The sequence below is a fragment of the Kordia sp. genome, assembly GCF_965283645.1.
Classification (GTDB): domain Bacteria; phylum Bacteroidota; class Bacteroidia; order Flavobacteriales; family Flavobacteriaceae; genus Kordia.
This window is the reverse complement of the sequence record NZ_CBDIPG010000002.1, coordinates 160,784-181,424: the sequence shown is the minus strand read 5'-3', so window position 1 is coordinate 181,424 and position 20,641 is coordinate 160,784. Positions and strand designations below refer to the sequence as shown.

Here is a 20,641-nt window from a genome sequence, read left to right as displayed (position 1 = left end):
ATAAATAATCATCGATTTTAGTATAGTACATGAACAACATTCAAGAAAAATTGAACGCATTACGCGACGAATTACGCGAACATAATTATAATTATTATGTGTTGGATAACGCCACCATTTCTGATTATGACTTTGATATGAAACTCAAAGAATTGCAAGCACTCGAAGCCAAACATCCTGAATTTCATGATCCGAATTCGCCAACGCTTCGTGTTGGTGGAACGATTACCAAAAATTTTAATACGATTCCGCATGAATATCGTATGTATTCGTTGGACAATTCGTATTCGAAAGAAGATTTATTGGATTGGGAAAAACGTATTGAAAAGATTCTTGATGTTGAGAATGTAGAGTTTACGTGTGAGTTAAAGTATGATGGCGCTTCCATGAATTTAACGTATGAAAACGGAAAACTAATCAAAGCAGTTACGCGTGGTGATGGTTTTCAAGGTGATGAGGTTACAAATAATATCAAAACGATAAAAACGGTTCCGTTGCAACTAAAAGGTGATTTCCCACCAAAGTTTGACATTCGTGGCGAGATCATTCTTCCGCTTGACGGATTTCATAAGATGAATGAAGAACGCGTTGCCAACGGAGAAGATCCGTACATGAATCCTCGAAATACAGCTTCTGGAAGCTTAAAATTACAAGATAGCAGCGAAGTGGCAAAACGTCCGTTAGAATGCTTGTTATACAATATAAAAGGCGAAAAACTGCCAATTGCAACACAGTTTGAAGGTTTAGAAAAAGCTAGAAATTGGGGATTTAAAGTCCCAACAGTTGCAAAAATTGCCAAAAGTGTAGATGAAATTTTAGAATTTGTAAACTATTGGGAAGCCAACAGACACGAACTAAAATACGAAATTGACGGTGTGGTAATTAAAGTGAATAACTTACAATATCAAGATGAGCTTGGATATACGTCAAAAGCGCCACGTTGGGCAATGGCGTATAAATTTAAAGCCGAACAAGTTTCTACAATTTTAAACGAAATTACGTATCAAGTTGGACGAACTGGTGCTATAACTCCAGTTGCAAATTTAACGCCAGTTTTGTTGGCAGGAACAACTGTTAAACGTGCTTCTTTGCACAATGCAGATCAAATTGCTAAATTAGATATTAGAGCGCGCGATACGGTGTTTGTAGAAAAAGGAGGAGAAATCATCCCGAAAATTGTTGGTGTTAATTTTGAAGCACGCCCAAAAGATTCTACCGAAACAGTATACGCAACCGAATGTCCCGAATGTAATACACCATTAGAACGCAAGGAAGGCGAAGCACAACATTATTGTCCAAATATTGTTGGTTGTACACCACAAATTGTGGGTAGAATTCAGCATTATATTTCGCGCAAAGCAATGGATATTGAAGGATTAGGCGGCGAAACTGTTGCATTGTTAGTACAAGAAGGATTGATTGGTAATTATGCAGATTTATACCAATTAACCAAAGAACAAGTTATTCCGCTAGAACGTATGGCGGAAAAAAGTGCTGAAAATTTAGTGAATGGTATTGAAGCTTCAAAACAAATTCCTTTTGAGCGTGTATTGTACGCATTGGGAATTAGATATGTAGGAGAAACAGTAGCTAAAAAATTGGCAAAACACTATAAATCTATTGATGCAATCATGAACGCTTCGTCGGATGATTTAGTTAATGTCGACGAAATAGGCGTGAAGATTGCCGAAAGTGTGGCGCAATTCTTTTCAGAAGAATCTAATTTGCGGCTTGTTGAACGTTTAAGACAAGCTGGAGTTCAATTGGAGTTTTCAGCGGCGCAGTTAGAAGGTTTAACAGAAACGTTACTTGGAAAATCGTTTGTGGTTTCGGGTGTATTTGAAAAAGTGTCACGAAACGAACTTAAAAAACTCATAGAAAATAATGGAGGAAAAGTATCTTCTTCCATATCGTCTAAAACATCTTTTGTCGTTGCTGGAGACAAAATGGGACCTAGCAAACGTGAAAAAGCAGAAAAATTAAACATTACAATCTTAACAGAAGATGCCTTTTTGAATATGATATAAATGAATATAACGAAACCGACACATATAGCTTTCTTAATTTCCGCAGTAGTGGCGATACTTGTAGCTATACTTTTTGAAAAGTTTAGTTTAATTTATGTGCAACCGTTTACGGTGTTTACAATTTTAATAATTTATTTCACAGAAAAAACAACACCAACAAGTGTGTTATATATCATTTCACAAATAATTGGATTGGCTGGCGGAATATTGTTAATACTAGGTTTACGGAACTATTTAGAAGCAGTTTCTGTATTATTCTCACTATTTTATATTATCTATTTACGTTTGATGTATGTACGCAATGTGATGAAAAAAACAGAAGTTACTATTTATTTATATGTAATAGTAATTTCAATACCAGTATTGTACATCTATTATAATGTAATAAGTATAATTTCATCGGAACTTGCGGAGGCGGCTGTATATTTTAGTTTCTTAATGTTTTTTATGTTGAGTTATATATTTACCGCCTTGTATTATTACCTTAAAGATAAAAATCAACCCAACCTTTGGATGTTAATTGCGGCTATAAATTTAGGCTTTATGAACATTATTATTGGCTTGAATGAATTGTATGTGTACGAAACTATATTTACGGTAATTGTTGTGTTTTGTAGTTTGTGTATTCAATTTTTTGTATTAAAATTTATGTTGGATGATACCGATGAAGCAATTGATTTTTGAGGATCTAAATTATACGTGGACTTTAGAAAACTGATACATATTGCCTTTTTCGCAATAGCTTTTATTTCATTGCTGGTCGCTTTATTTCTAGAAAAAATAGATTTATTATAGGATGCTTATTACGGCTGTAAATTTGGGTATCATGAACATTACAGTCACTAGTAACGAACTGTATATGTATGAACGAATGTTTATGATAATTGCAATATTTTATAGCAATTTTATGCTATTTTTCTCTTTCAAATTTATTCTTGAAAATGATGGTATGAGTGTTTTAGATGTTTTAGAAGAATAAATAAAACTTTCAAATGTTAGCTAAACTTTTTCCCGATTATAGGAATGTTTTTGCGTTGCAACCAAAGCGTAATTGCACTCAATATAAATACAACAACAGCAGTTATAAATAATGCGCCACCATCTGGTTTTCCTTCAAACGGAACTTCAATGCCCAATTTTGTCAAATGCATCATAATCGCACCACCAATAATTCCAAGTGTTAGGGCTGCGCCAATCCAAGCAGTTTTTGGAATTAAAATTAAAATCCCTGCAATCAATTCAGCAATACCAATTCCGATACGTCCAACTGGTTCTAAACCTACTTGTTCAAAAATATAAACACTATCAGGAGCCGCAGTTAATTTAAATCGTAAGGTTTGAATCAATATAATAGCAATGGCTAATCGGATGATAAATGGAATGTATTTTTTCATAAAGTGTTGGTTTTTAGTGTTTAGTTGAAAAAGTAGTCGATGAAAAAAATTATAGCTTACAGAACAAACATAAATCGCATAAATTATCAAAAATATTTTGTAACTTATATGTACTTAATTTTTTAGTGCATGCCGAAACGAAAAATCCTCTTATTACTGTATTTTACTGCTATTTTTCTAGATGTGCTAGGCGTACTATTTCCTGAATGGATTAATAGAAAATACATAACCTTTTTACCATTTCCAATTTTAATATTATTGTATATACATTCTGTAAAGAACATCAATTGGTTGTACTTTTTTGGACTGATTGCTACATTTTTAGGGATCATACTATTTAATACAAAAGCATATTTTAAATTGGCATTAATTTTTTATGGACTAGGTGTGTGCATGTACGTGATTGTGAGTTTAAAAACGGCAAAAGTAATTCCGATAAAAAGTATTGCCATTGCCGCTGTTCCGTTTCTAATTATATATTTAGTTCCGTTAATTTTCTATTCGGATGCAGTGCAAATGGACATATTTAATTATATAATTTTTTATGTATTCTTTGTAGGATTGTTCTTTTTTGTTTCCACACTTGTCTATATAAATGATCAAAATACACTTAACTTGTGGTTGTTATGTTCGGGAATTTTATTTTTGATTTCTACAATTATTCACGGATACAATATGTTTTTTGAATATCTAGTTTCAATACGAGTTGGTGTCGTATTAACATTTTTACTAATGCATTTTGCTATGTATAAATACGTTAGCAAACAGTAAGTAATTAGTAAACAATTATTTAGTGTAATTGCTCCTCAATAAAAATAAAAATCATTGGAATTCAAAACAGAAACAATTTACTTTGTGATGCAGATGAAAAAAACAAATACGATACTTAAAACCATATTAATCTGTATTGCAAGCATAGATATTATTTGGTTTTTCTATTCAGATTTGACGTTTAGGCGCTACACAATGTTGTTGCCTATACCTGTATTGGTACTTTTTTATTTTTTACAAAAAGAAACAAAAAGTATCCTATACTTAGTAGCTTTAGCAGCATTTATGACGGCAGATTATTTTTTTCGTATTGGCGGAGAACAATTTATTGAAGGCGTTATTGCTACAACTATCGGAATAGGATTGTATGGCGTTATTGTATTGATAAAATCACACTACATTTCTACGAGAAGAATTTTAGTTAGTACAGTACCATTCTTGGCAATATATATGATTCCGTTTATATTTTTTATTGATAAAATACCTGACTATGCCTTTAGTCAAATTGTATCGTACACATTTGTAGTTGGTTATTTTTCGTTTTTAACAATACTTACCTACGTTAGCAAACCTAGTTTAATAACAAAAAAGTTGCTAATAGCAGGCGTCAGCACCATAGGAATGGGCATGCTTTACGGAATTTATCTATTTGTGTTTACCAATAGAATTGTTGGAATTGGTGCAAATATGTTTTTTATGATTTCAAATTATTCCATGTGGCGTTATATGATGATAAAAGATACAATGAAGAAAGAAAACGACGATATGTTTACACTATAATCGACTTTCCGTTGGCAATTACATTTTTTTCATCATCAAAATAAAAGTCAATTCTTCCCACATAAATACCATACGCACCAACTTGATTCACCAAAACAGAATCTCCATTTAGATTTTTTTCAATGGTTGGTTTACGTAAAAATGTATGTGTATGTCCACCAATAATTAAATCAATATCTTTTGTTTTTCTAGCTAAAACTAAATCTGAAGGTCTTTCTGGGTTTTTCTTGTAATTATAGCCAATATGTGATAAACAAATGACCAAATCGCATTGTTCTTCTTCTTTCAATATACGACTCATATCTTGTGCAGATTCAATAGGATCGTTGTAAACAGTTTCTTTATACATACGTTTATCAACCAAACCTTCTAATTTTACACCAAGTCCAAAGATTCCAATTTTAATTCCATCTTTCATAAAAATCTTATACGGTTTCACATGTGTATCCATCACCGTATTTTTGAAATCATAATTTGCAGAAACGAAGTCAAAATTTGCATTTGGTAGTTGCTTGTACAATCCGTCAATTCCATTGTCAAAATCGTGGTTTCCAATTGTTGCTAAATCGTATTTCATCATACTCATTAACTTAAACTCCAATTCGCCACCATAATAGTTAAAATAAGGTGTTCCTTGGAAAATATCTCCTGCATCTAATAACAATGTATTTGGGTTTTCTTTTCGAATTTTAGAAACCAACGTTGCTCTTCGTGCTGCGCCACCTTGATTTGGATTTCGTGGATGACTTGCTCCAAAAGGATCAATATGACTGTGAACGTCGTTTGTATGTAAAATAGTAATATGTTTCTTTGCTGAACTTGCGGTAAAACTTTGTAAAGACAAACCACCTAAAGTTACAAAAGCACTAGTTGCTAACGAATGTTGTATAAAATCTCTTCTCTTCATAATAATAGGTTTATAGTTTTACAAATCTGCCATCAAGTCGTGCAGGAATTGTGTCTACAGTTTTAAAATAATCAATCATTGCGTTTCTAATTTTATAATCTAAAACATCTAACGACACAGGATCTTGCAGGAAATACATACGATCGCCGCCATGTTGTAAATAATCAGAAGTCACCACAGTATATGTTTTTCCGTCTTCAATAGGTTTTCCACCAATTAACGCTTCATTTACGGTAAAATCACTATTCAATTTAATTGTTAAACCCGCAATAGGATGTGCTCTTTTTGCTTCCGCGAGATAGGCAACGAGTGCATGTATATTCTCAGAAGTCAATTCGGCAACGACAATAGAATTCTCAAAAGGCATGACATTAAAAGCAGTTTTAGTTGTAATTGGTCCTTTTGCAATTGGCGCACGAATTCCACCATGATTTAGTAAACAGATATCAATACTTTTTCCAGTACGTTTTTTATAGACAGGTTCTGATTGCGATTTTACAAAATCAGCCATCAAATTTCCAATAGTAGTTTCAAGTTCACCATCGCCTTTGTGCATATCTTTTGGTGCGTAACTCAACACTTTTTCCATGTCTTCTTGTATACGATCGCGAAACGGTTGAATATAATCTTCAATTTCTTGATTGGCAGTAATAGAATCATTAATATTGATACGTTTTCCTTCAATTCGGGAAACATCTTGCTTTTCTTTAGCACATGAAAACGCTAAAAAAAGAGCGAGTAGTGGAATAAATCTCTTCATAAAAATAAAATATGTGGCAAATTATGAAAAATCGTAGATACAATTAGTGCTGTGTACACTAAAAAATTGTAAACACACACAGTTTTTTTGTGATTCTAAGGTAAAAATTAACGTTCGTTGTTAAAATTCGACGCTTATGAACTATTTTTTAATCTTTCAAAAGTTCCATGTAATTTGCGGTATAACTTACGTTTTTAGGGGTAAAAGTTAGATTTAGGTTAAATTAAATGAGGTGTATACATTTTTCATACATCTCATTTTTTTGTTTAAAAAATGTACTTTTGTGAAGAATCAAACAGAATACATGTTTTTAAAAGCATTACAATACAAATCCTCCAAAAAAGTATTAACGAAAAAATTAGCAAAAACAATTGCTAAAGAAGTAAATACGAAACCAATTTCAAGCATTGGAATTCTTATCAATGCGGATGAAACACATACTATTGAGGAAATTATTGCAAGTATTGAAATTAATGCTAAAATACACGTATTATGTTATCATAAAGATGTTAAAAAAACACGTTCAATTCGCTATCCTGTTTTTTATGAAAAAGATTTTGGTTGGAAAGGAAAACCGAAAGCCGAAAGCTTGCAACAATTTCTAAAAACACCATTCGATTTGTTAATTAGTTATTACAATTCTGACTCAGTACCATTGCAACTAGTTTCAGGCTTGCATACGGCAAACTTGAAAGTTGGAATAGCAGGAACAGATCAAGAAATTCATGATATGATTATTCAAACCAACATAACAGAAACAAAAGTTTTTGCAAAAGAGCTACACAAATATTTACACATACTTAATAAACTATCATAATGAAGAAATTCATAGGAACTGGAGTTGCATTAGTTACACCTTTTAATGCAGATCATTCGGTAGACGTTACAGCACTTACAAACATCGTAGAACATGTTATTAAAGGCGGAATAGATTACTTAGTTGTTTTGGGAACAACAGCAGAAAGCGCAGTATTAACAACAGCTGAAAAACAATTGGTTGTAAATACAATTGTAAAAGCAACTAATAAACGTTTGCCAATCATTTTGGGTGTTGGCGGAAACAACACAGCTGCAGTTGTACAGGAACTAAAAACAACAGATTTACAACATATTGATGCCATATTATCAGTATCTCCATTTTACAACAAACCAACACAGGAAGGAATTTATCAGCATTTCAAAGCAATTGCTGCGGCAAGTCCAAAACCGATAGTTTTATACAATGTGCCAGGTCGTACGGCAAGTAATATGTTACCAGAAACGGTGATTCGTTTGGCAACAGATTTTGACAATATTATTGCCGTAAAAGAAGCCGCAGGCGATATGGTACAGGCCATGCGATTGATTCAACATGCGCCAAAAGATTTCTTAGTAATTTCAGGTGACGATATGGTTACGTTGCCAATGGTATTTGCTGGTGGAGCAGGCGTAATATCTGTAATAGGCCAAGGATATCCGAAAGAATTCTCGCAAATGGTTCGTTTTGGATTGGAAGGAAATGTAGTGGAGGCAAACAAATTACATTACAAAATAATGCCTTCTATTGATTATATTTTTGAAGAAGGAAATCCGGCAGGAATCAAAGCTGTATTTGAAAAACTTGGATTAGCAACGGCGACAGTTCGGTTGCCTTTAGTTGAAGCTTCACAAGCACTGAAAGAAAAATTAAACACGTTTACGGATCAATTGAATTCATAAAGATGGAATGGCGACAAACAAGGTAAAAGATCCAGGACTTGGCGAATCGACAGTTACAAGCGCAAAACGAATCGTAAACAAAGATGGTTCGTTTAACATAAAGCACTTAAATAGAAAATCAGGTATCTCAGCTTTATATGCGTATTTAGTAGATATAAGTTGGATACGTTTTTTCTGTTTTGTATTCTTAGCATACTTTGTATTAAACATATTTTTTGCAACAATATATGTAATCATAGGAGTTGAGTTTATTGGAGTACAACCAATATCATTCCTTCACGATTTTGTAAAAGCATTTTTCTTTTCGTCTCAAACAGTTACAACACTTGGGTACGGAGCCATGGCGCCAAAAGGTATTTTAGCAGGAATTGTTTCAAGTTGTCACGCATTGATCGGACTGTTAAGCTTTTCATTCGTAACTGGGCTTTTGTATGGACGTTTTTCAAAGCCGAAAGCTTCTATTGAATTCAGTAATAACATCATTTACAGAGATTTTAATGACGGACAAGCATTAATGTTTCGTTTAATCAATAGTAAAACGGATGTCATGATCAATCCGCGAATCGTAGTTACGCTTGCTATTACGGAAGAAGATGCAACACATGGATACAAACGTAATTTTTATCAATTAGAGTTAGAAAGAGATCACATTACCTATTTGCCAACTACGTGGACGTTGGTACACGAAATTACGGAAGATTCACCTTTGGCAAAATTCTCAAAAGAAGCATTGAAAACTTTAAATGGAGAATTCCTCATCATGATTACTTATTATGATGAAGCGTTCAATGAAGAAGTCTACAAATTACACTCATACACATTTCAAGAACTCTTGATGGATGTTACCTTTGAAAAAGCATTCTATTTTGATGAAGAAGGATACACCATTTTAGATCATCGTAAACTAAGCAATACGGAGAAGTTGTAGTAGTACATTGACTTGTCTTATGTATTTGTTGCTTCGTTAGTAAATCTTCAAATCAACAGAATAGCAAAAAACGGATAACCAAGTAAACAGCAAAGTAAGTCCAAAAATCAAAGAAGTCTGGTCTAAAAAGTTAAAACTATGATAAAGACTATTAAAAACAAATATCTAAACTTAATTTAGCGCTTTAAAAATGTTTTTTTAATACATAATAAATACATACTTTTGCAAGATGTTTAAAAATATGAAGAACTTTCTTTACATACTATTAGTAACAATTACATTAGCTTCGTGTAGCGAATATCAAAAGGCGTTAAAGTCAGAAGATATAAAGGTTAAATATGAATTAGCTGAGCGCTTATACAAAGAAGGAAAATACAAAAAATCGAGCAGACTTTTTGAGCAAGTTGTTCCAAGATATCGTGGAAAACCACAAGGAGAACGTGTTACATTTATGTACGGACGCACATTATTTGAAATAGAACAATATTTCGTATCAGCATATCAATTTGAGCGTTTTGCCAAATCATATCCAAAAAGTGACAGCGTACAAAAGGCTTTATTCTATGAAGCAAAAAGCTATTACATGGAATCGCCTCGTTACAGCATAGATCAAACAGAGACAAAAAAAGCAATCAACAAATTGCAAGCTTTCATCAATAACTATGCAGACTCACCAGACATGCCAGAAGCAAACAAAATGGTAAGTGAGTTAACTACGAAAATAGAGAAAAAAGCATACGAAATTGCAAAACAATACAACAGAATAGCTGATTACAAAGCGGCTATCAAAGCAACAGAGAATTTCCTTTCAGATTTTCCTGGAACTACATTTCGTGAAGACGCAATGTTTTTAAAATTAGATTCCATGTACAGACTTGCTTCAAAGAGTTTTATTTCTTTGATGGAAGAACGTTTTAAAGAAGCTTCAGCAGCGTATCGAACGTTGGTGAAATTCTATCCAGAATCAAAATACAAAGAAGAAGCTGACGAAATGATGGCTTCAATTACACAAGAATTAGAAAAAATTTCAAAATAACCCTGAATTATGGTTGATATTAAAAATTTAGACGCTCCAATTAGCACAACAACAGTTGAACGAAATCAATTTGATGCGCCGACAGACAACATTTATGAAGCGATTTCTGTAGTTGCAAAAAGAGCAATACAAATCAATTCAGAAATTAAAAAAGAATTAATCGAGAAGTTAGACGAATTTGCTACACACAACGATAGTTTAGAAGAAATCTTCGAAAACAAAGAGCAAATTGAAGTATCTAAATTCTATGAAAAACTTCCAAAACCACATGCTATTGCAGTACAAGAATGGTTGGAAGAAAAAATATACTACCGTAACACTAAAGAAGAAGCATAGTATATGTCAATAATAAGAGGCAAAAAAGTATTGTTAGGTGTTACTGCCGGAATTGCCGCTTATAAAACAGCTTCTCTTGTACGGTTATTTATAAAAGCAGGCGCAGAAATCAAAGTGATGATGACGCCTGCTGCTAAAGACTTCATTACACCGTTAACACTATCTACGCTTTCTAAAAACCCTGTACATTCGTCTTTCATCAATGAATCAGACGAAAACGACATGTGGACAAACCATGTAGAACTTGGTTTGTGGGCAGACTTTATGCTAATTGCACCAGCAACAGCAAATACAATGTCTAAAATGGCGACAGGAAATAGTGATAACTTATTGCTTGCTACATATCTATCAGCAAAATGTCCTGTATATTTTGCGCCAGCAATGGATTTGGATATGTACAAACACAATTCTACTAAAAACTCCTTTGAAAAATTAACTAGTTTTGGAAACATCATGATTCCTGCTACAAGCGGCGAATTGGCTAGTGGTTTGGTTGGAGAAGGTAGAATGGCAGAACCTGAAGACATCATTTCGTTTATTGAACAAGATATCTTAGGCAAGCTTCCGCTGAAAGGAAAAAAAGTAGTAATTACGGCTGGTCCAACCTATGAAGCAATTGATCCTGTGCGTTTTATTGGAAATCATTCTTCAGGGAAAATGGGCTTTGCATTGGCACGAACTGCCGCAAACTTAGGTGCTGAGGTTGTATTAATTGCAGGACCAAATAATCAAAGCATGCAACACTCTTCAGTAAAAGTAGTTGATGTAATTAGTGCTGAAGATATGTATAATGCGGCTCATCACGATTTTCCAACGGCTACTATTGCAATATTAGCTGCGGCTGTAGCTGATTATAAACCAAAAGATGTTGCCTCTCAGAAAATAAAAAAGGCAGCTTCATCGTTAACTATAGAATTGATCAAAACAAAAGATATCCTAGCTTCGTTAGGAACGATAAAAAAAGATCAATTTTTAGTTGGGTTTGCATTGGAAACGAATAATGAATTGGAAAATGCAAAAGGAAAACTCACCAAGAAAAATTTAGACATGATTGTGCTAAATTCACTCAATGATACAGGTGCAGGTTTTGGAAAACCAACAAATAAAGTAACGATAATTGACAAAAAAATGAATACCTTCGCTTTTGGATTAAAATCGAAAGCTGAAGTAGCCAACGATATATTTAGTGAAATTTTAAAGCGAATCAATGCGTAATCTTGTTTTAAGTATCTTAGTATTTGGTGCAGTATGTTTTTCTACGGCACAAGAATTGAACTGTCAAATCACAATTGATGCACAGCAAGTCAATCAGACAAATCAGCAAATTTTTAAAACATTAGAACGTTCATTAACGGATTTTGTAAACAAAACACAATGGACAAACAAGAAGTATAAGGCTTCTGAGCGTATCAATTGTAGTTTTGTAATTAATGTTTCACAATACAATTCGGATGAATTTGTAGCTACCATTCAAGTGCAATCGTCACGACCAATATACAACTCGTCTTTTGAGTCGCCAGTATTTAACTTCAACGACAAGCAATTCAGATTCATCTATCAAGAATTTCAACCAATAGTATACAATCCAAACGCATTTACAACCAACTTGGTAGCAGTCGTAGCTTATTATGCATATGTAATTTTAGGAATAGATGCTGATAGTTTCAAACTACGTGGCGGATCGGAATACTTTGCACAAGCACAACAAATTGTAAACTTAGCACAACCTACGCCATTTTTAGGTTGGAAAGAAGCAGACGGAAACCGTACACGTTGGTTATTGTTAGATAATTTATTAAACAATACACACAAAGAATACAGAACGGTAATGTACAATTACCACAGAGTTGGCATGGATTTAATGGCTGATGATGCACGCGCCGCCAAAAGTACAATTGCAAAAAGTTTAGAAATATTTAAAGCGTTAAACAACAGACGTCCAAATTCTTTTCTATTACAAACATTTTTTGATGCAAAAGCAGAAGAAATTCAAAGTATTTACTCTGGTGGACCAAAAGTAAACGTGGTACGCTTGGTAGAAACCCTAAATAGAGTAGCGCCATTTCACGCAACAAAGTGGGAAAAAATTAAATTCTGATTCTAGCAAATATTTAATGCAATAGTCTATTTTTGTAACTCAATAAAATACTGTTGCATTGCTCACACAACTATCTATAAAAAACTTCGCGTTAATTGATTCTTTACAAGTTGAATTTGATAAAGGATTAACTATAATTACAGGAGAAACTGGTGCTGGAAAATCAATTCTGCTCGGTGGATTGGCTTTAATATTAGGAAAACGTGCAGATTTGTCTTCGCTAAAAGATACCACGCGAAAATGTGTGATTGAAGCCGAATTTTCGATTAAAAAATACAAGCTCAAAAACTTCTTTGAAACCAATGATCTTGATTACGATCATGACACCATCATAAGACGCGAAATACTACCTTCTGGCAAATCAAGAGCATTTATAAACGACGTTCCTGTACGTTTGGGTGTATTAAATTCACTTGGCGATCAGTTGATAGATATACATTCGCAACATCAAACATTACAACTTACCGACAATCAATTTCAGTTTCAAGTTATTGATACATTGGCGAATGTTACGGATGAAGTTATTTCGTATCAAACACGCTTAAATACTTATCAAAAAGCACAAAAAGAACTTCAAAAAATACGTCAAGAACAAGCAGATTTAGAAAAAGAACACGATTATAATATGTTCTTGCTTAAAGAATTAGAAGAAGCTAAATTAGAAGGTTTAATTGTTGAAGATTTAGAAGCACAATACGAACGCTTAAACAATGCAGAAGATATAAAAACCAATTTGAGTGCTTCTGAACAACTACTTTCAGATGAGCAAGTTGGCGTGTTGCATTTGATTTCAGAATTGCAAACAACTTCGGGAAAGCTCTCGGACATTGCTCCTGAATTTTTAAACCTTTCAGAACGTATCAAAAGTGTATATATTGAATTGGATGACATCTATAATGAAGTCATTAATTTACAAGCTGATGCAGAGTTTGATCCTGAATTATTGGCGCAAATAGGAGAGAAGCTTCAAAAAATATTCGATCTACAAAAAAAGCACAATGTATTAACGGTTGAAGAATTGCGAAATATACAAAACACCTTAGCAGATAAAGCGCAAACATCTGAAAACATTGAAGATGTAATTAAGGAGAAAGAAGCAGTTTTACAACAATTACAAAAAGAATTACAAACGATTGCGACTTCAATTCGTAAAAAACGTGTTGCCGGAATTCCGATCCTAACAGAGCAACTGGAAACCATGTTAGCAACGTTGGGAATGCCAAATGCACGATTCAATATCAAAGTAACGCAAACCGATCAATTGTATGCAAACGGAATGGACGATTTACAATTTCTATTTGCGGCAAACAAAGGTGGCAACTTTAGCGAATTGAAAAAAGCGGCTTCTGGTGGAGAATTATCACGAGTAATGTTGTGTATCAAAGCAATTCTATCAAAATACATGCAATTGCCAACTATAATGTTTGATGAAATTGACACAGGAGTTTCTGGTGAAGTTGCTAATAAAATGGCGAAAATAATGCAGCATATGGGGAAAAGTATGCAAGTATTCTCCATCACACACTTACCACAAATTGCGGCAAAAGGTAAACAACATTTCAAAGTATACAAAGAAGATATAAATGAAGTAACTACGACACATTTAAAACAGCTTCAAGGTGACGAACGCGTTCGAGAAATAGCACAAATGTTAAGCGGCGCAAAAATATTAGATTCGGCATTAGCCAATGCAAAAGAATTACTAGAATCGTAAAACACAATATTCAATCCGTAGAAATCGATCAATTCAATCTTTTACCATATATTTGAACTACCAAAACAACTAAAAACGACTAAAATTAACAAGCATGTCATATAACTTATTAAAAGGAAAACGAGGAATCATATTTGGTGCGTTAGACGAAAACTCTATTGCATGGAAAACTGCTGAACGTGTGCATGAAGAAGGAGGAACGTTTGTATTAACAAATGCGCCAATAGCAATGCGTATGGGAAAAATTAGAGATTTAGCAGAAAAAACGGGTTCTGAAATCATTCCTGCCGATGCAACAAGTACAGAAGATCTTCAAAATTTAGTTGATAAATCAATGGAGATTTTAGGTGGAAAAATTGACTTCGTATTACACTCAATAGGAATGTCTGTAAATGTTAGAAAAGGAAGACACTACACAGACCTAAACTACGATTGGATGACAAAAGGTTGGGATGTTTCTGCGGTATCTTTCCATAAAGTAATGCAAACACTATACAAATCTGACGCAATGAGCGAATGGGGAAGTATTGTAGCCTTAACATACATGGCGGCGCAACGTACATTTCCTGATTACAATGATATGGCTGATAACAAATCATACCTAGAATCAATTGCACGTAGTTTTGGATATTTCTTTGGAAAAGACAGAAAAGTTCGTGTCAATACAATATCTCAATCACCAACGCCAACAACAGCTGGACAAGGTGTAAAAGGATTTGACGGATTTATTTCATATGCAGAAAAAATGTCGCCACTTGGAAACGCAACAGCATTAGACTGTGCAAACTATACGGTAACATTATTCTCAGACCTTACGAAGAGAGTAACCATGCAAAATCTATACAATGATGGTGGATTCTCTAACACAGGAGTAAGTCAAGAAGTAATTGAAAGATTTACAGAAGAATAAAAAATAATACATATATACTATAAAAATGTCTCTACGTATTAGAGACATTTTTTTTGGTAAAAACCGTAGCAAATGTTAAAAATATATTTAGTCTTTTTCCTGTATTCATAAGGTTTTGCATGTATTTCAATAGTAAAAATAATTTTGAAATAAGAGAAGTGTCATTCTTGAAATGTAAATTGACAATTGATATTCAGACACATACACGCAATTAATATTTGTATAAGATCATATGTTTTTATAGTTTAGTCATCTCGAACCTCGATCTTTTCAAGAAACTAAAAACCGACTATGAAAAAACTATTACGTTTCTTTCTTATTGTATATATATGTATTTCTTCAACTACATTTCATGCGCAAATATTTTTTGAAGACCAAGCTACAGCGCTAGGTGTTGGCGATATGTGTGGAACTATTTACTTAGGCGGAGGAATCTCTTTTTACGATTTCAATAATGACGGTTGGGATGATGTTACGATAGCTACACAAGCTGGAGATCCACTAAAAATTTACAAAAATAATGGAGATGGAACATTTTCATTAGAAACAATACTAAATCCGAACAATAATACGCAACAAAAACAAGTCATATGGGTTGATTTTGACAATGATGGAGACAATGACTTATATATATCTGGAGATATAGACGGAAGTCGCTTATACAGAAATGATACAACGGCACTTGTTGATATTACTGTCACTGCTGGTTTGCCACCTGCGGCTATGGATAACTTTGGAGCTTCATGGGGCGATTACAATAATGATGGTAATTTAGATGTATTTCTATGCAATAGAGGATTAACCACGCCACAACAAAACTATCTCTACAAAAATAACGGTGACGGAACGTTTACCAATGTTAGCAATGCGGCTGGAATAAGTACAGGAAGTCACTTATCATTTTGCTCAGCATTTTTTGATTACAACAATGATGGTTGGCAAGATATTTACATGGCAAATGACAAAGTAAACACGACTAACATTCTCTACAAAAACAATGGCGATGGTACATTTACAGATGTAAGTGTAGAATCTGGAACAAACTTGGCAATCGACGCTATGTCTGTTACAATTGCCGATTACAACAAAGACACTTGGTTTGACATATATGTAACAAATGGAACGGAAGGAAATTACTTTTTAAGAAACAATGGCGATGGTACATTTACCAACATAGCTTCCGGAACTGGAACAATGTTTAATAGTATCGCTTGGGGATCTGTATTTTTAGATGCTGAAAACGATGGTGATTTAGATTTATATGTAAGTGGATCGTTTGACTCAAGCAATCCAATTTTTCTGCCAGCTGCATTTTACACAAATAATGGTAACAACACATTCAGTACAGAAACTAGTTCAGGATTTGTAAATGATGCCAGACAAAGTTATTCCAACGCTATTGGTGATACCGATAATGATGGTTTTCCCGAAATAGTAGTGAGTAACTCAGGAGATGAAAACATATTTCTTTGGAAAAATGAAACCACAAGCACGAACAACTGGTTAAAAGTAAACCTGGAAGGTGTGGTGAGTAACAAGCAAGGTATTGGAGCAACTATTGAAGTAAAAGCAGGAGGAGTTTCGCAATATCGTTACACTGTTTGTGGAGAAGGATATCTAGGGCAAAACTCTGGATCAGAATTTTTTGGACTCGTAGGAAACACAACAATAGAATACGTAAAAATAACGTGGTTAGGTGGCGCACAAGACATACTATACAATGTAACACCAAATCAGACGCTAAATATACTAGAAGGAAGCAGTCCATTAAGTATTGATGAATACAAATCAACAAATTCATTACAAGTATATCCAAACCCTACTAAAGGAATTATTTGGGTAAAATCAACTGTAAATGATGATTTTACATACAAGATATTTGATGCTAAAGGTGCACTTTTAAAATATGGTAAAATAGACCTGCATAAATCAATTGATATTTCTAGTTTATCTTCTGGTTATTATATTCTTAAAATCATAGGGAAGAAAAGAATATTTAATAAAAATATAATGTTAAAATAATCTAAAAATCATATAGAGGAAATACTGCTTTTTTAGTGTTTTGTCGGCAAAAAATGTCGTTTTATCGATATTAACATGGTGAAACCAAAAAAAATGTTGTAATTTCTGCTGGAATTCAACTAACTAACAAAAATCAAATAATTTTATGAAAAAAATTACACTATTATGCATAACATTAATCGCATATTGTTGGCAGGCTAATGCACAATTTACCGAAAGTTTCGAAACAGAAATTCCAGCATCTTGGACGGTTATCAATAACGGAAGCACCAATGGCTGGGTTTTTGACGATGCACCGTCAGGAGGAGCTCAAGATGGATCAGCTGTAGCTGGTATTGTTTATGGCTCAAATGCTCACGATGATTTTCTCATTTCTCCGGCAATTGCTGTTACAGCAGGGCTTAATGATAGATTTTCTTTTTACATCAAATCAAGAAGTAGTACATTTCTAGAGTCATATGAGGTTTTATTATCAACCACAGATGCAATGGCGTCTTCATTTACAGTAGTATTGCAAGCTGAAACCACTGCAGCAGCAGCATGGACAAAAATTGAATATTTCTTAAATTCTTATGTCGGTCAAACAGTTTATGTGGCAATAAGAGCAACAGGGACTGATGAATTTGAATTATACGTAGATAACGTAGTAAATGATACAACGCCATCATGTCCAGAGGTAACAGCCTTAAGTGAAACAATAACTTCAACAACAGAAGCGACAATCAATTGGACAGCTGGAGGTTCTGAAACAAACTGGACTTATGAATATGGTGTTTCACCTTACGCACAAGGAGGCGGAGGAACGTCTGGAACTGTAATGACAACACCTTCATTAGATCTAACGGGATTAACAGAAGGAGAAACTTACGATATCTACGTCCAAGCTAATTGCGGTGGAGATGATAGTATATATGTTTCATTGACATGGACACAGCCATCTTTAGGAGAATTATGTAGTTTACCTATTGGGTTAACTGTGGAAGCTGATTGTTCTACTGCTACACCTACCACATTAGATTATTCTTCATCTTTTGATTTAGGAACAACAGATCTTTCTTGTGATACGTTTGGAGTAAATGCAGGATCATGGTATGAGTTTGTAGCGCCACCAACAGGAAGTGTTGTAATTAACCTTCAAGGGGAAACAGCAGAATATGCTGTATTTGATGGTTGTGGAATGCAATTAGTATGTGTTAATACAGCTACCAACCAAGGAGAAGTTATTGGCTTAACAGCTGGATCAACATATCAATTGGCTGTTTGGAAAGATGGTGCTATATCAGGTACTACAGATATTTGTTTAGAAACAATTATCTGCCCTAACCCTTCTACATTGACAGCTTCGGCTATAACAACGACAGGAGCTACGTTAGGTTGGACAGAAAATGGAACGGCAGCTTCATGGAATGTAGAAATAGTTAATGTTACTACAGGAGGAATGGCTACGGGAATGGCTACTAACTCAGGAGTTATGAACCCATTTAATGCTACAGGATTAACTGCAAGTAATGAATATCAATTTTATGTACAAGCTGACTGTGGTGGAGGTGATACAAGTGATTGGATTGGACCATTTGCTTTTACAACTGCCTGTAATCCTTTTACACCAGATTACGATGCAGATATGTCTGTAAACGTACCGACTTGTTGGGTAGAAGCTGATAACGGAGATTCATCTACTGGGCCTATGGATTTAGGTAGTTCTGCTTGGGCTGCTTCTAACCACAACGGAACACCAAGTAACAGGTTTAATCTTTTTATATCAGGAAGAAGTGATTGGATTGTTTCTCCAGAATTTGATTTATCTATGGCAGCGCCAAGTGAATTAAAAGTATACGTAGCATTAACAGAAGGTGGTACAAGCGGATCAGGAGCAGATTTAGGTTCAGATGATAGAGTAAGTTTATTAATGACTACTGACGGAGGTGCAACTTGGTCTGGATTACAAGCATGGGTTCAAGGTAATGTGCCAACTGATATAGGAGAAGAAATTACATATGATTTAACTGCACAAACAGGAACAGTACAATTTGCTTTTCTAGCACAAGAAGGTGCTGTAGATGATCCAGAAGATATATATTTTCACGTAAGTAAGTTTCAAGTAAGAGAAATTCCAACATGTGTTGAGCCAACTGCTCTAACTGCTACGAATATCATGGCAACTACTGCTGATTTAGGGTGGACAGAAGCAGGAACAGCTACGATGTGGGATTTAGAAATAGGTACTTCAGGATTTACTCCAACAGGAACTCCTACAAACGCGGGTGTAACAACAAACCCTTATAGCGCTATGTCATTAACAGATAACACAGCATACGATTTTTACGTAAGAGCAGATTGTGGTGGTGCTAATGGAACATCTGTATGGGCTGGACCATTTACTTTCTCAACTATTTGTGGTTCTGTAACTGCCTTTCCAGCTACAACTGACTTTTCGTCAAATCCAGCAACTTGTTGGGCAGAGGCTGGAGCAGGAGAAGTAGCTGATGGACCAACTGGGACAACTTCAGATTGGAAATCAGGTAGAGCTTATACAAATGATGATACTACTGTAGTAAATAGTAATGTCATTAATTTATTCCAAAATGTTGATAGAGAATGGTTAATTTCAACTGTTTATGATATTCCAATGGGAACTTCTTACAGCTTAGATTTAGAAGTAGCCGTTACTGATTATTCATTTTCAGGAACTAGTGATGCTACTGATACTGATACTATGGGTAGTGATGATGAAGTTCAGCTTTTACAATCTGTTGATGGAGGAGTGACTTGGACAAATATTACGACATGGAATGCTGCCAATCAGCCATTAGTTACTGGTACTAGATATATTCATAATATAACTGTAACAGGAAACGTGCAATTTGCTTTATGGGCAAGTGATGGTGCTATTGATAACACAGAAGATTATGATTTCCATGTTGGAAAATTCAGTGTATTAGAAACGTCAACATTATCAACAAATGATATTAGTATTGAAGGATTCAAATACTACCCGAATCCAGTAAAAAATACGTTGACATTAAAAGCACAAAAGAATATCCAAAATGCAGTATTCTACAATATGCTAGGTCAAGAGGTATTATCAGTTTCACCTAATGCAATAAGCAAAGAAATTAATACAGCTTCATTAAAAGCTGGAACTTATTTTGTAAAAGTAACTGTGGATAATGCCACTAATACTATCAAAATTATCAAACAATAATCTTTTTTCAGAGATCATTAAGAAAAGCCACCAATCGGTGGCTTTTTTTATGTGA

19 protein-coding genes are annotated in these 20,641 nt (G+C 34.1%); 16 read left to right on the top strand and 3 right to left on the bottom strand.

Annotated elements, in window-relative coordinates:
- The first annotated feature begins 29 nt into the window (after positions 1-29).
- From ligA to ACQ654_RS25470, 3 genes are all read left to right on the top strand, one after another.
- Entirely contained in the window at positions 30-2,027 is a 1,998-nt protein-coding gene (ligA, locus tag ACQ654_RS25480; protein WP_430413227.1) for an NAD-dependent DNA ligase LigA, read from the top strand.
- Positions 2,028-2,711 (top strand): hypothetical protein, encoded by a 684-nt coding sequence (locus ACQ654_RS25475; RefSeq protein WP_430413226.1) that lies wholly within the window; start codon positions 2,028-2,030, stop codon positions 2,709-2,711. It begins immediately after the preceding gene.
- Positions 2,712-2,853: 142 nt separating this feature from the next.
- Positions 2,854-3,006, top strand: a complete 153-nt coding sequence (locus tag ACQ654_RS25470) for a hypothetical protein (protein WP_430413225.1) — start codon at positions 2,854-2,856, stop codon at positions 3,004-3,006.
- 16 nt (positions 3,007-3,022) lie between these two features.
- Here the strand turns inward: ACQ654_RS25470 and ACQ654_RS25465 are convergent, their stop codons facing one another.
- Positions 3,023-3,421, bottom strand: a complete 399-nt coding sequence (locus ACQ654_RS25465) for a DoxX family membrane protein (protein WP_430413224.1) — start codon at positions 3,419-3,421, stop codon at positions 3,023-3,025.
- Between the two features lie 129 nt (positions 3,422-3,550).
- On the opposite strand from ACQ654_RS25465, the gene ACQ654_RS25460 reads away from it, so the two are divergent.
- Complete coding sequence (locus tag ACQ654_RS25460) at positions 3,551-4,192, top strand: hypothetical protein (protein WP_430413223.1); 642 nt, start codon at positions 3,551-3,553, stop codon at positions 4,190-4,192.
- A 54-nt stretch (positions 4,193-4,246) separates the two neighbouring features.
- Positions 4,247-4,972 carry a hypothetical protein gene (locus ACQ654_RS25455; protein WP_430413222.1) on the top strand — a complete coding sequence of 242 codons (726 nt, stop codon included), beginning with the start codon at positions 4,247-4,249 and terminating at the stop codon, positions 4,970-4,972.
- Here ACQ654_RS25455 and ACQ654_RS25450 read toward each other — a convergent pair.
- Both ACQ654_RS25450 and ACQ654_RS25445 read right to left on the bottom strand, forming a co-directional pair.
- Complete coding sequence (locus tag ACQ654_RS25450) at positions 4,962-5,879, bottom strand: bifunctional metallophosphatase/5'-nucleotidase (RefSeq protein WP_430413221.1); 918 nt, start codon at positions 5,877-5,879, stop codon at positions 4,962-4,964. The genes ACQ654_RS25455 and ACQ654_RS25450 overlap by 11 nt on opposite strands.
- 10 nt (positions 5,880-5,889) lie before the next feature.
- Positions 5,890-6,639, bottom strand: a complete 750-nt coding sequence (locus tag ACQ654_RS25445; protein WP_430413220.1) for a 5'-nucleotidase C-terminal domain-containing protein — start codon at positions 6,637-6,639, stop codon at positions 5,890-5,892.
- Positions 6,640-6,922: 283 nt separating this feature from the next.
- Here ACQ654_RS25445 and ACQ654_RS25440 point away from each other — a divergent pair, with 283 nt between their 5' ends.
- The 11 genes from ACQ654_RS25440 to ACQ654_RS25390 all read left to right on the top strand — a co-directional run bounded on the left by ACQ654_RS25440 (position 6,923) and on the right by ACQ654_RS25390 (position 20,586).
- On the top strand, positions 6,923-7,456 hold the full coding sequence (locus ACQ654_RS25440) for a DUF6913 domain-containing protein (protein ID WP_430413219.1): 534 nt from the start codon (positions 6,923-6,925) through the stop codon (positions 7,454-7,456).
- Positions 7,456-8,337 carry a 4-hydroxy-tetrahydrodipicolinate synthase gene (gene dapA / locus ACQ654_RS25435; RefSeq protein ID WP_430413218.1) on the top strand — a complete coding sequence of 294 codons (882 nt, stop codon included), beginning with the start codon at positions 7,456-7,458 and terminating at the stop codon, positions 8,335-8,337. Before ACQ654_RS25440 ends, dapA begins: the two co-directional genes overlap by 1 nt.
- A 7-nt stretch (positions 8,338-8,344) precedes the next feature.
- On the top strand, positions 8,345-9,265 hold the full coding sequence (locus tag ACQ654_RS25430) for an ion channel (RefSeq protein WP_430413217.1): 921 nt from the start codon (positions 8,345-8,347) through the stop codon (positions 9,263-9,265).
- Positions 9,266-9,506: 241 nt separating this feature from the next.
- Positions 9,507-10,301 (top strand): outer membrane protein assembly factor BamD, encoded by a 795-nt coding sequence (locus ACQ654_RS25425; protein WP_430413216.1) that lies wholly within the window; start codon positions 9,507-9,509, stop codon positions 10,299-10,301.
- A 9-nt stretch (positions 10,302-10,310) separates the two neighbouring features.
- Entirely contained in the window at positions 10,311-10,637 is a 327-nt protein-coding gene (locus ACQ654_RS25420) for a DNA-directed RNA polymerase subunit omega (protein ID WP_007094529.1), read from the top strand.
- Positions 10,638-10,640: 3 nt separating this feature from the next.
- Positions 10,641-11,852, top strand: coding sequence for a bifunctional phosphopantothenoylcysteine decarboxylase/phosphopantothenate--cysteine ligase CoaBC (coaBC, locus tag ACQ654_RS25415; protein ID WP_430413215.1), 1,212 nt, complete (start codon positions 10,641-10,643; stop codon positions 11,850-11,852).
- A complete protein-coding gene (locus tag ACQ654_RS25410) occupies positions 11,845-12,735 on the top strand; it encodes a DUF4835 family protein (protein ID WP_430413214.1) in 891 nt (296 codons plus the stop codon). Before coaBC ends, ACQ654_RS25410 begins: the two co-directional genes overlap by 8 nt.
- A 58-nt stretch (positions 12,736-12,793) precedes the next feature.
- On the top strand, positions 12,794-14,449 hold the full coding sequence (recN, locus tag ACQ654_RS25405; protein WP_430413213.1) for a DNA repair protein RecN: 1,656 nt from the start codon (positions 12,794-12,796) through the stop codon (positions 14,447-14,449).
- 94 nt (positions 14,450-14,543) lie between these two features.
- Positions 14,544-15,359 carry an enoyl-ACP reductase FabI gene (locus ACQ654_RS25400; RefSeq protein WP_430413212.1) on the top strand — a complete coding sequence of 272 codons (816 nt, stop codon included), beginning with the start codon at positions 14,544-14,546 and terminating at the stop codon, positions 15,357-15,359.
- Positions 15,360-15,650: 291 nt separating this feature from the next.
- Entirely contained in the window at positions 15,651-17,381 is a 1,731-nt protein-coding gene (locus ACQ654_RS25395) for an FG-GAP-like repeat-containing protein (protein WP_430413210.1), read from the top strand.
- 145 nt (positions 17,382-17,526) lie between these two features.
- Positions 17,527-20,586, top strand: coding sequence for a choice-of-anchor J domain-containing protein (locus ACQ654_RS25390; protein ID WP_430413209.1), 3,060 nt, complete (start codon positions 17,527-17,529; stop codon positions 20,584-20,586).
- The last annotated feature ends 55 nt before the right edge of the window (positions 20,587-20,641 follow it).

Excerpts from the sequence above, each read along its gene's own strand:
- ligA (WP_430413227.1), top strand. The coding sequence starts at position 30 with ATGAACAACATTCAAGAAAAATTGAACGCATTACGCGACGAATTACGC.
- ACQ654_RS25475 (WP_430413226.1), top strand. The coding sequence starts at position 2,028 with ATGAATATAACGAAACCGACACATATAGCTTTCTTAATTTCCGCAGTA.
- ACQ654_RS25470 (WP_430413225.1), top strand. The coding sequence starts at position 2,854 with ATGAACATTACAGTCACTAGTAACGAACTGTATATGTATGAACGAATG.
- ACQ654_RS25465 (WP_430413224.1), bottom strand. The coding sequence starts at position 3,421 with ATGAAAAAATACATTCCATTTATCATCCGATTAGCCATTGCTATTATA.
- ACQ654_RS25460 (WP_430413223.1), top strand. The coding sequence starts at position 3,551 with ATGCCGAAACGAAAAATCCTCTTATTACTGTATTTTACTGCTATTTTT.
- ACQ654_RS25450 (WP_430413221.1), bottom strand. The coding sequence starts at position 5,879 with ATGAAGAGAAGAGATTTTATACAACATTCGTTAGCAACTAGTGCTTTT.
- ACQ654_RS25445 (WP_430413220.1), bottom strand. The coding sequence starts at position 6,639 with ATGAAGAGATTTATTCCACTACTCGCTCTTTTTTTAGCGTTTTCATGT.
- dapA (WP_430413218.1), top strand. The coding sequence starts at position 7,456 with ATGAAGAAATTCATAGGAACTGGAGTTGCATTAGTTACACCTTTTAAT.
- ACQ654_RS25430 (WP_430413217.1), top strand. The coding sequence starts at position 8,345 with ATGGCGACAAACAAGGTAAAAGATCCAGGACTTGGCGAATCGACAGTT.
- ACQ654_RS25425 (WP_430413216.1), top strand. The coding sequence starts at position 9,507 with ATGAAGAACTTTCTTTACATACTATTAGTAACAATTACATTAGCTTCG.
- ACQ654_RS25420 (WP_007094529.1), top strand. The coding sequence starts at position 10,311 with ATGGTTGATATTAAAAATTTAGACGCTCCAATTAGCACAACAACAGTT.
- coaBC (WP_430413215.1), top strand. The coding sequence starts at position 10,641 with ATGTCAATAATAAGAGGCAAAAAAGTATTGTTAGGTGTTACTGCCGGA.
- ACQ654_RS25410 (WP_430413214.1), top strand. The coding sequence starts at position 11,845 with ATGCGTAATCTTGTTTTAAGTATCTTAGTATTTGGTGCAGTATGTTTT.
- ACQ654_RS25400 (WP_430413212.1), top strand. The coding sequence starts at position 14,544 with ATGTCATATAACTTATTAAAAGGAAAACGAGGAATCATATTTGGTGCG.
- ACQ654_RS25395 (WP_430413210.1), top strand. The coding sequence starts at position 15,651 with ATGAAAAAACTATTACGTTTCTTTCTTATTGTATATATATGTATTTCT.
- ACQ654_RS25390 (WP_430413209.1), top strand. The coding sequence starts at position 17,527 with ATGAAAAAAATTACACTATTATGCATAACATTAATCGCATATTGTTGG.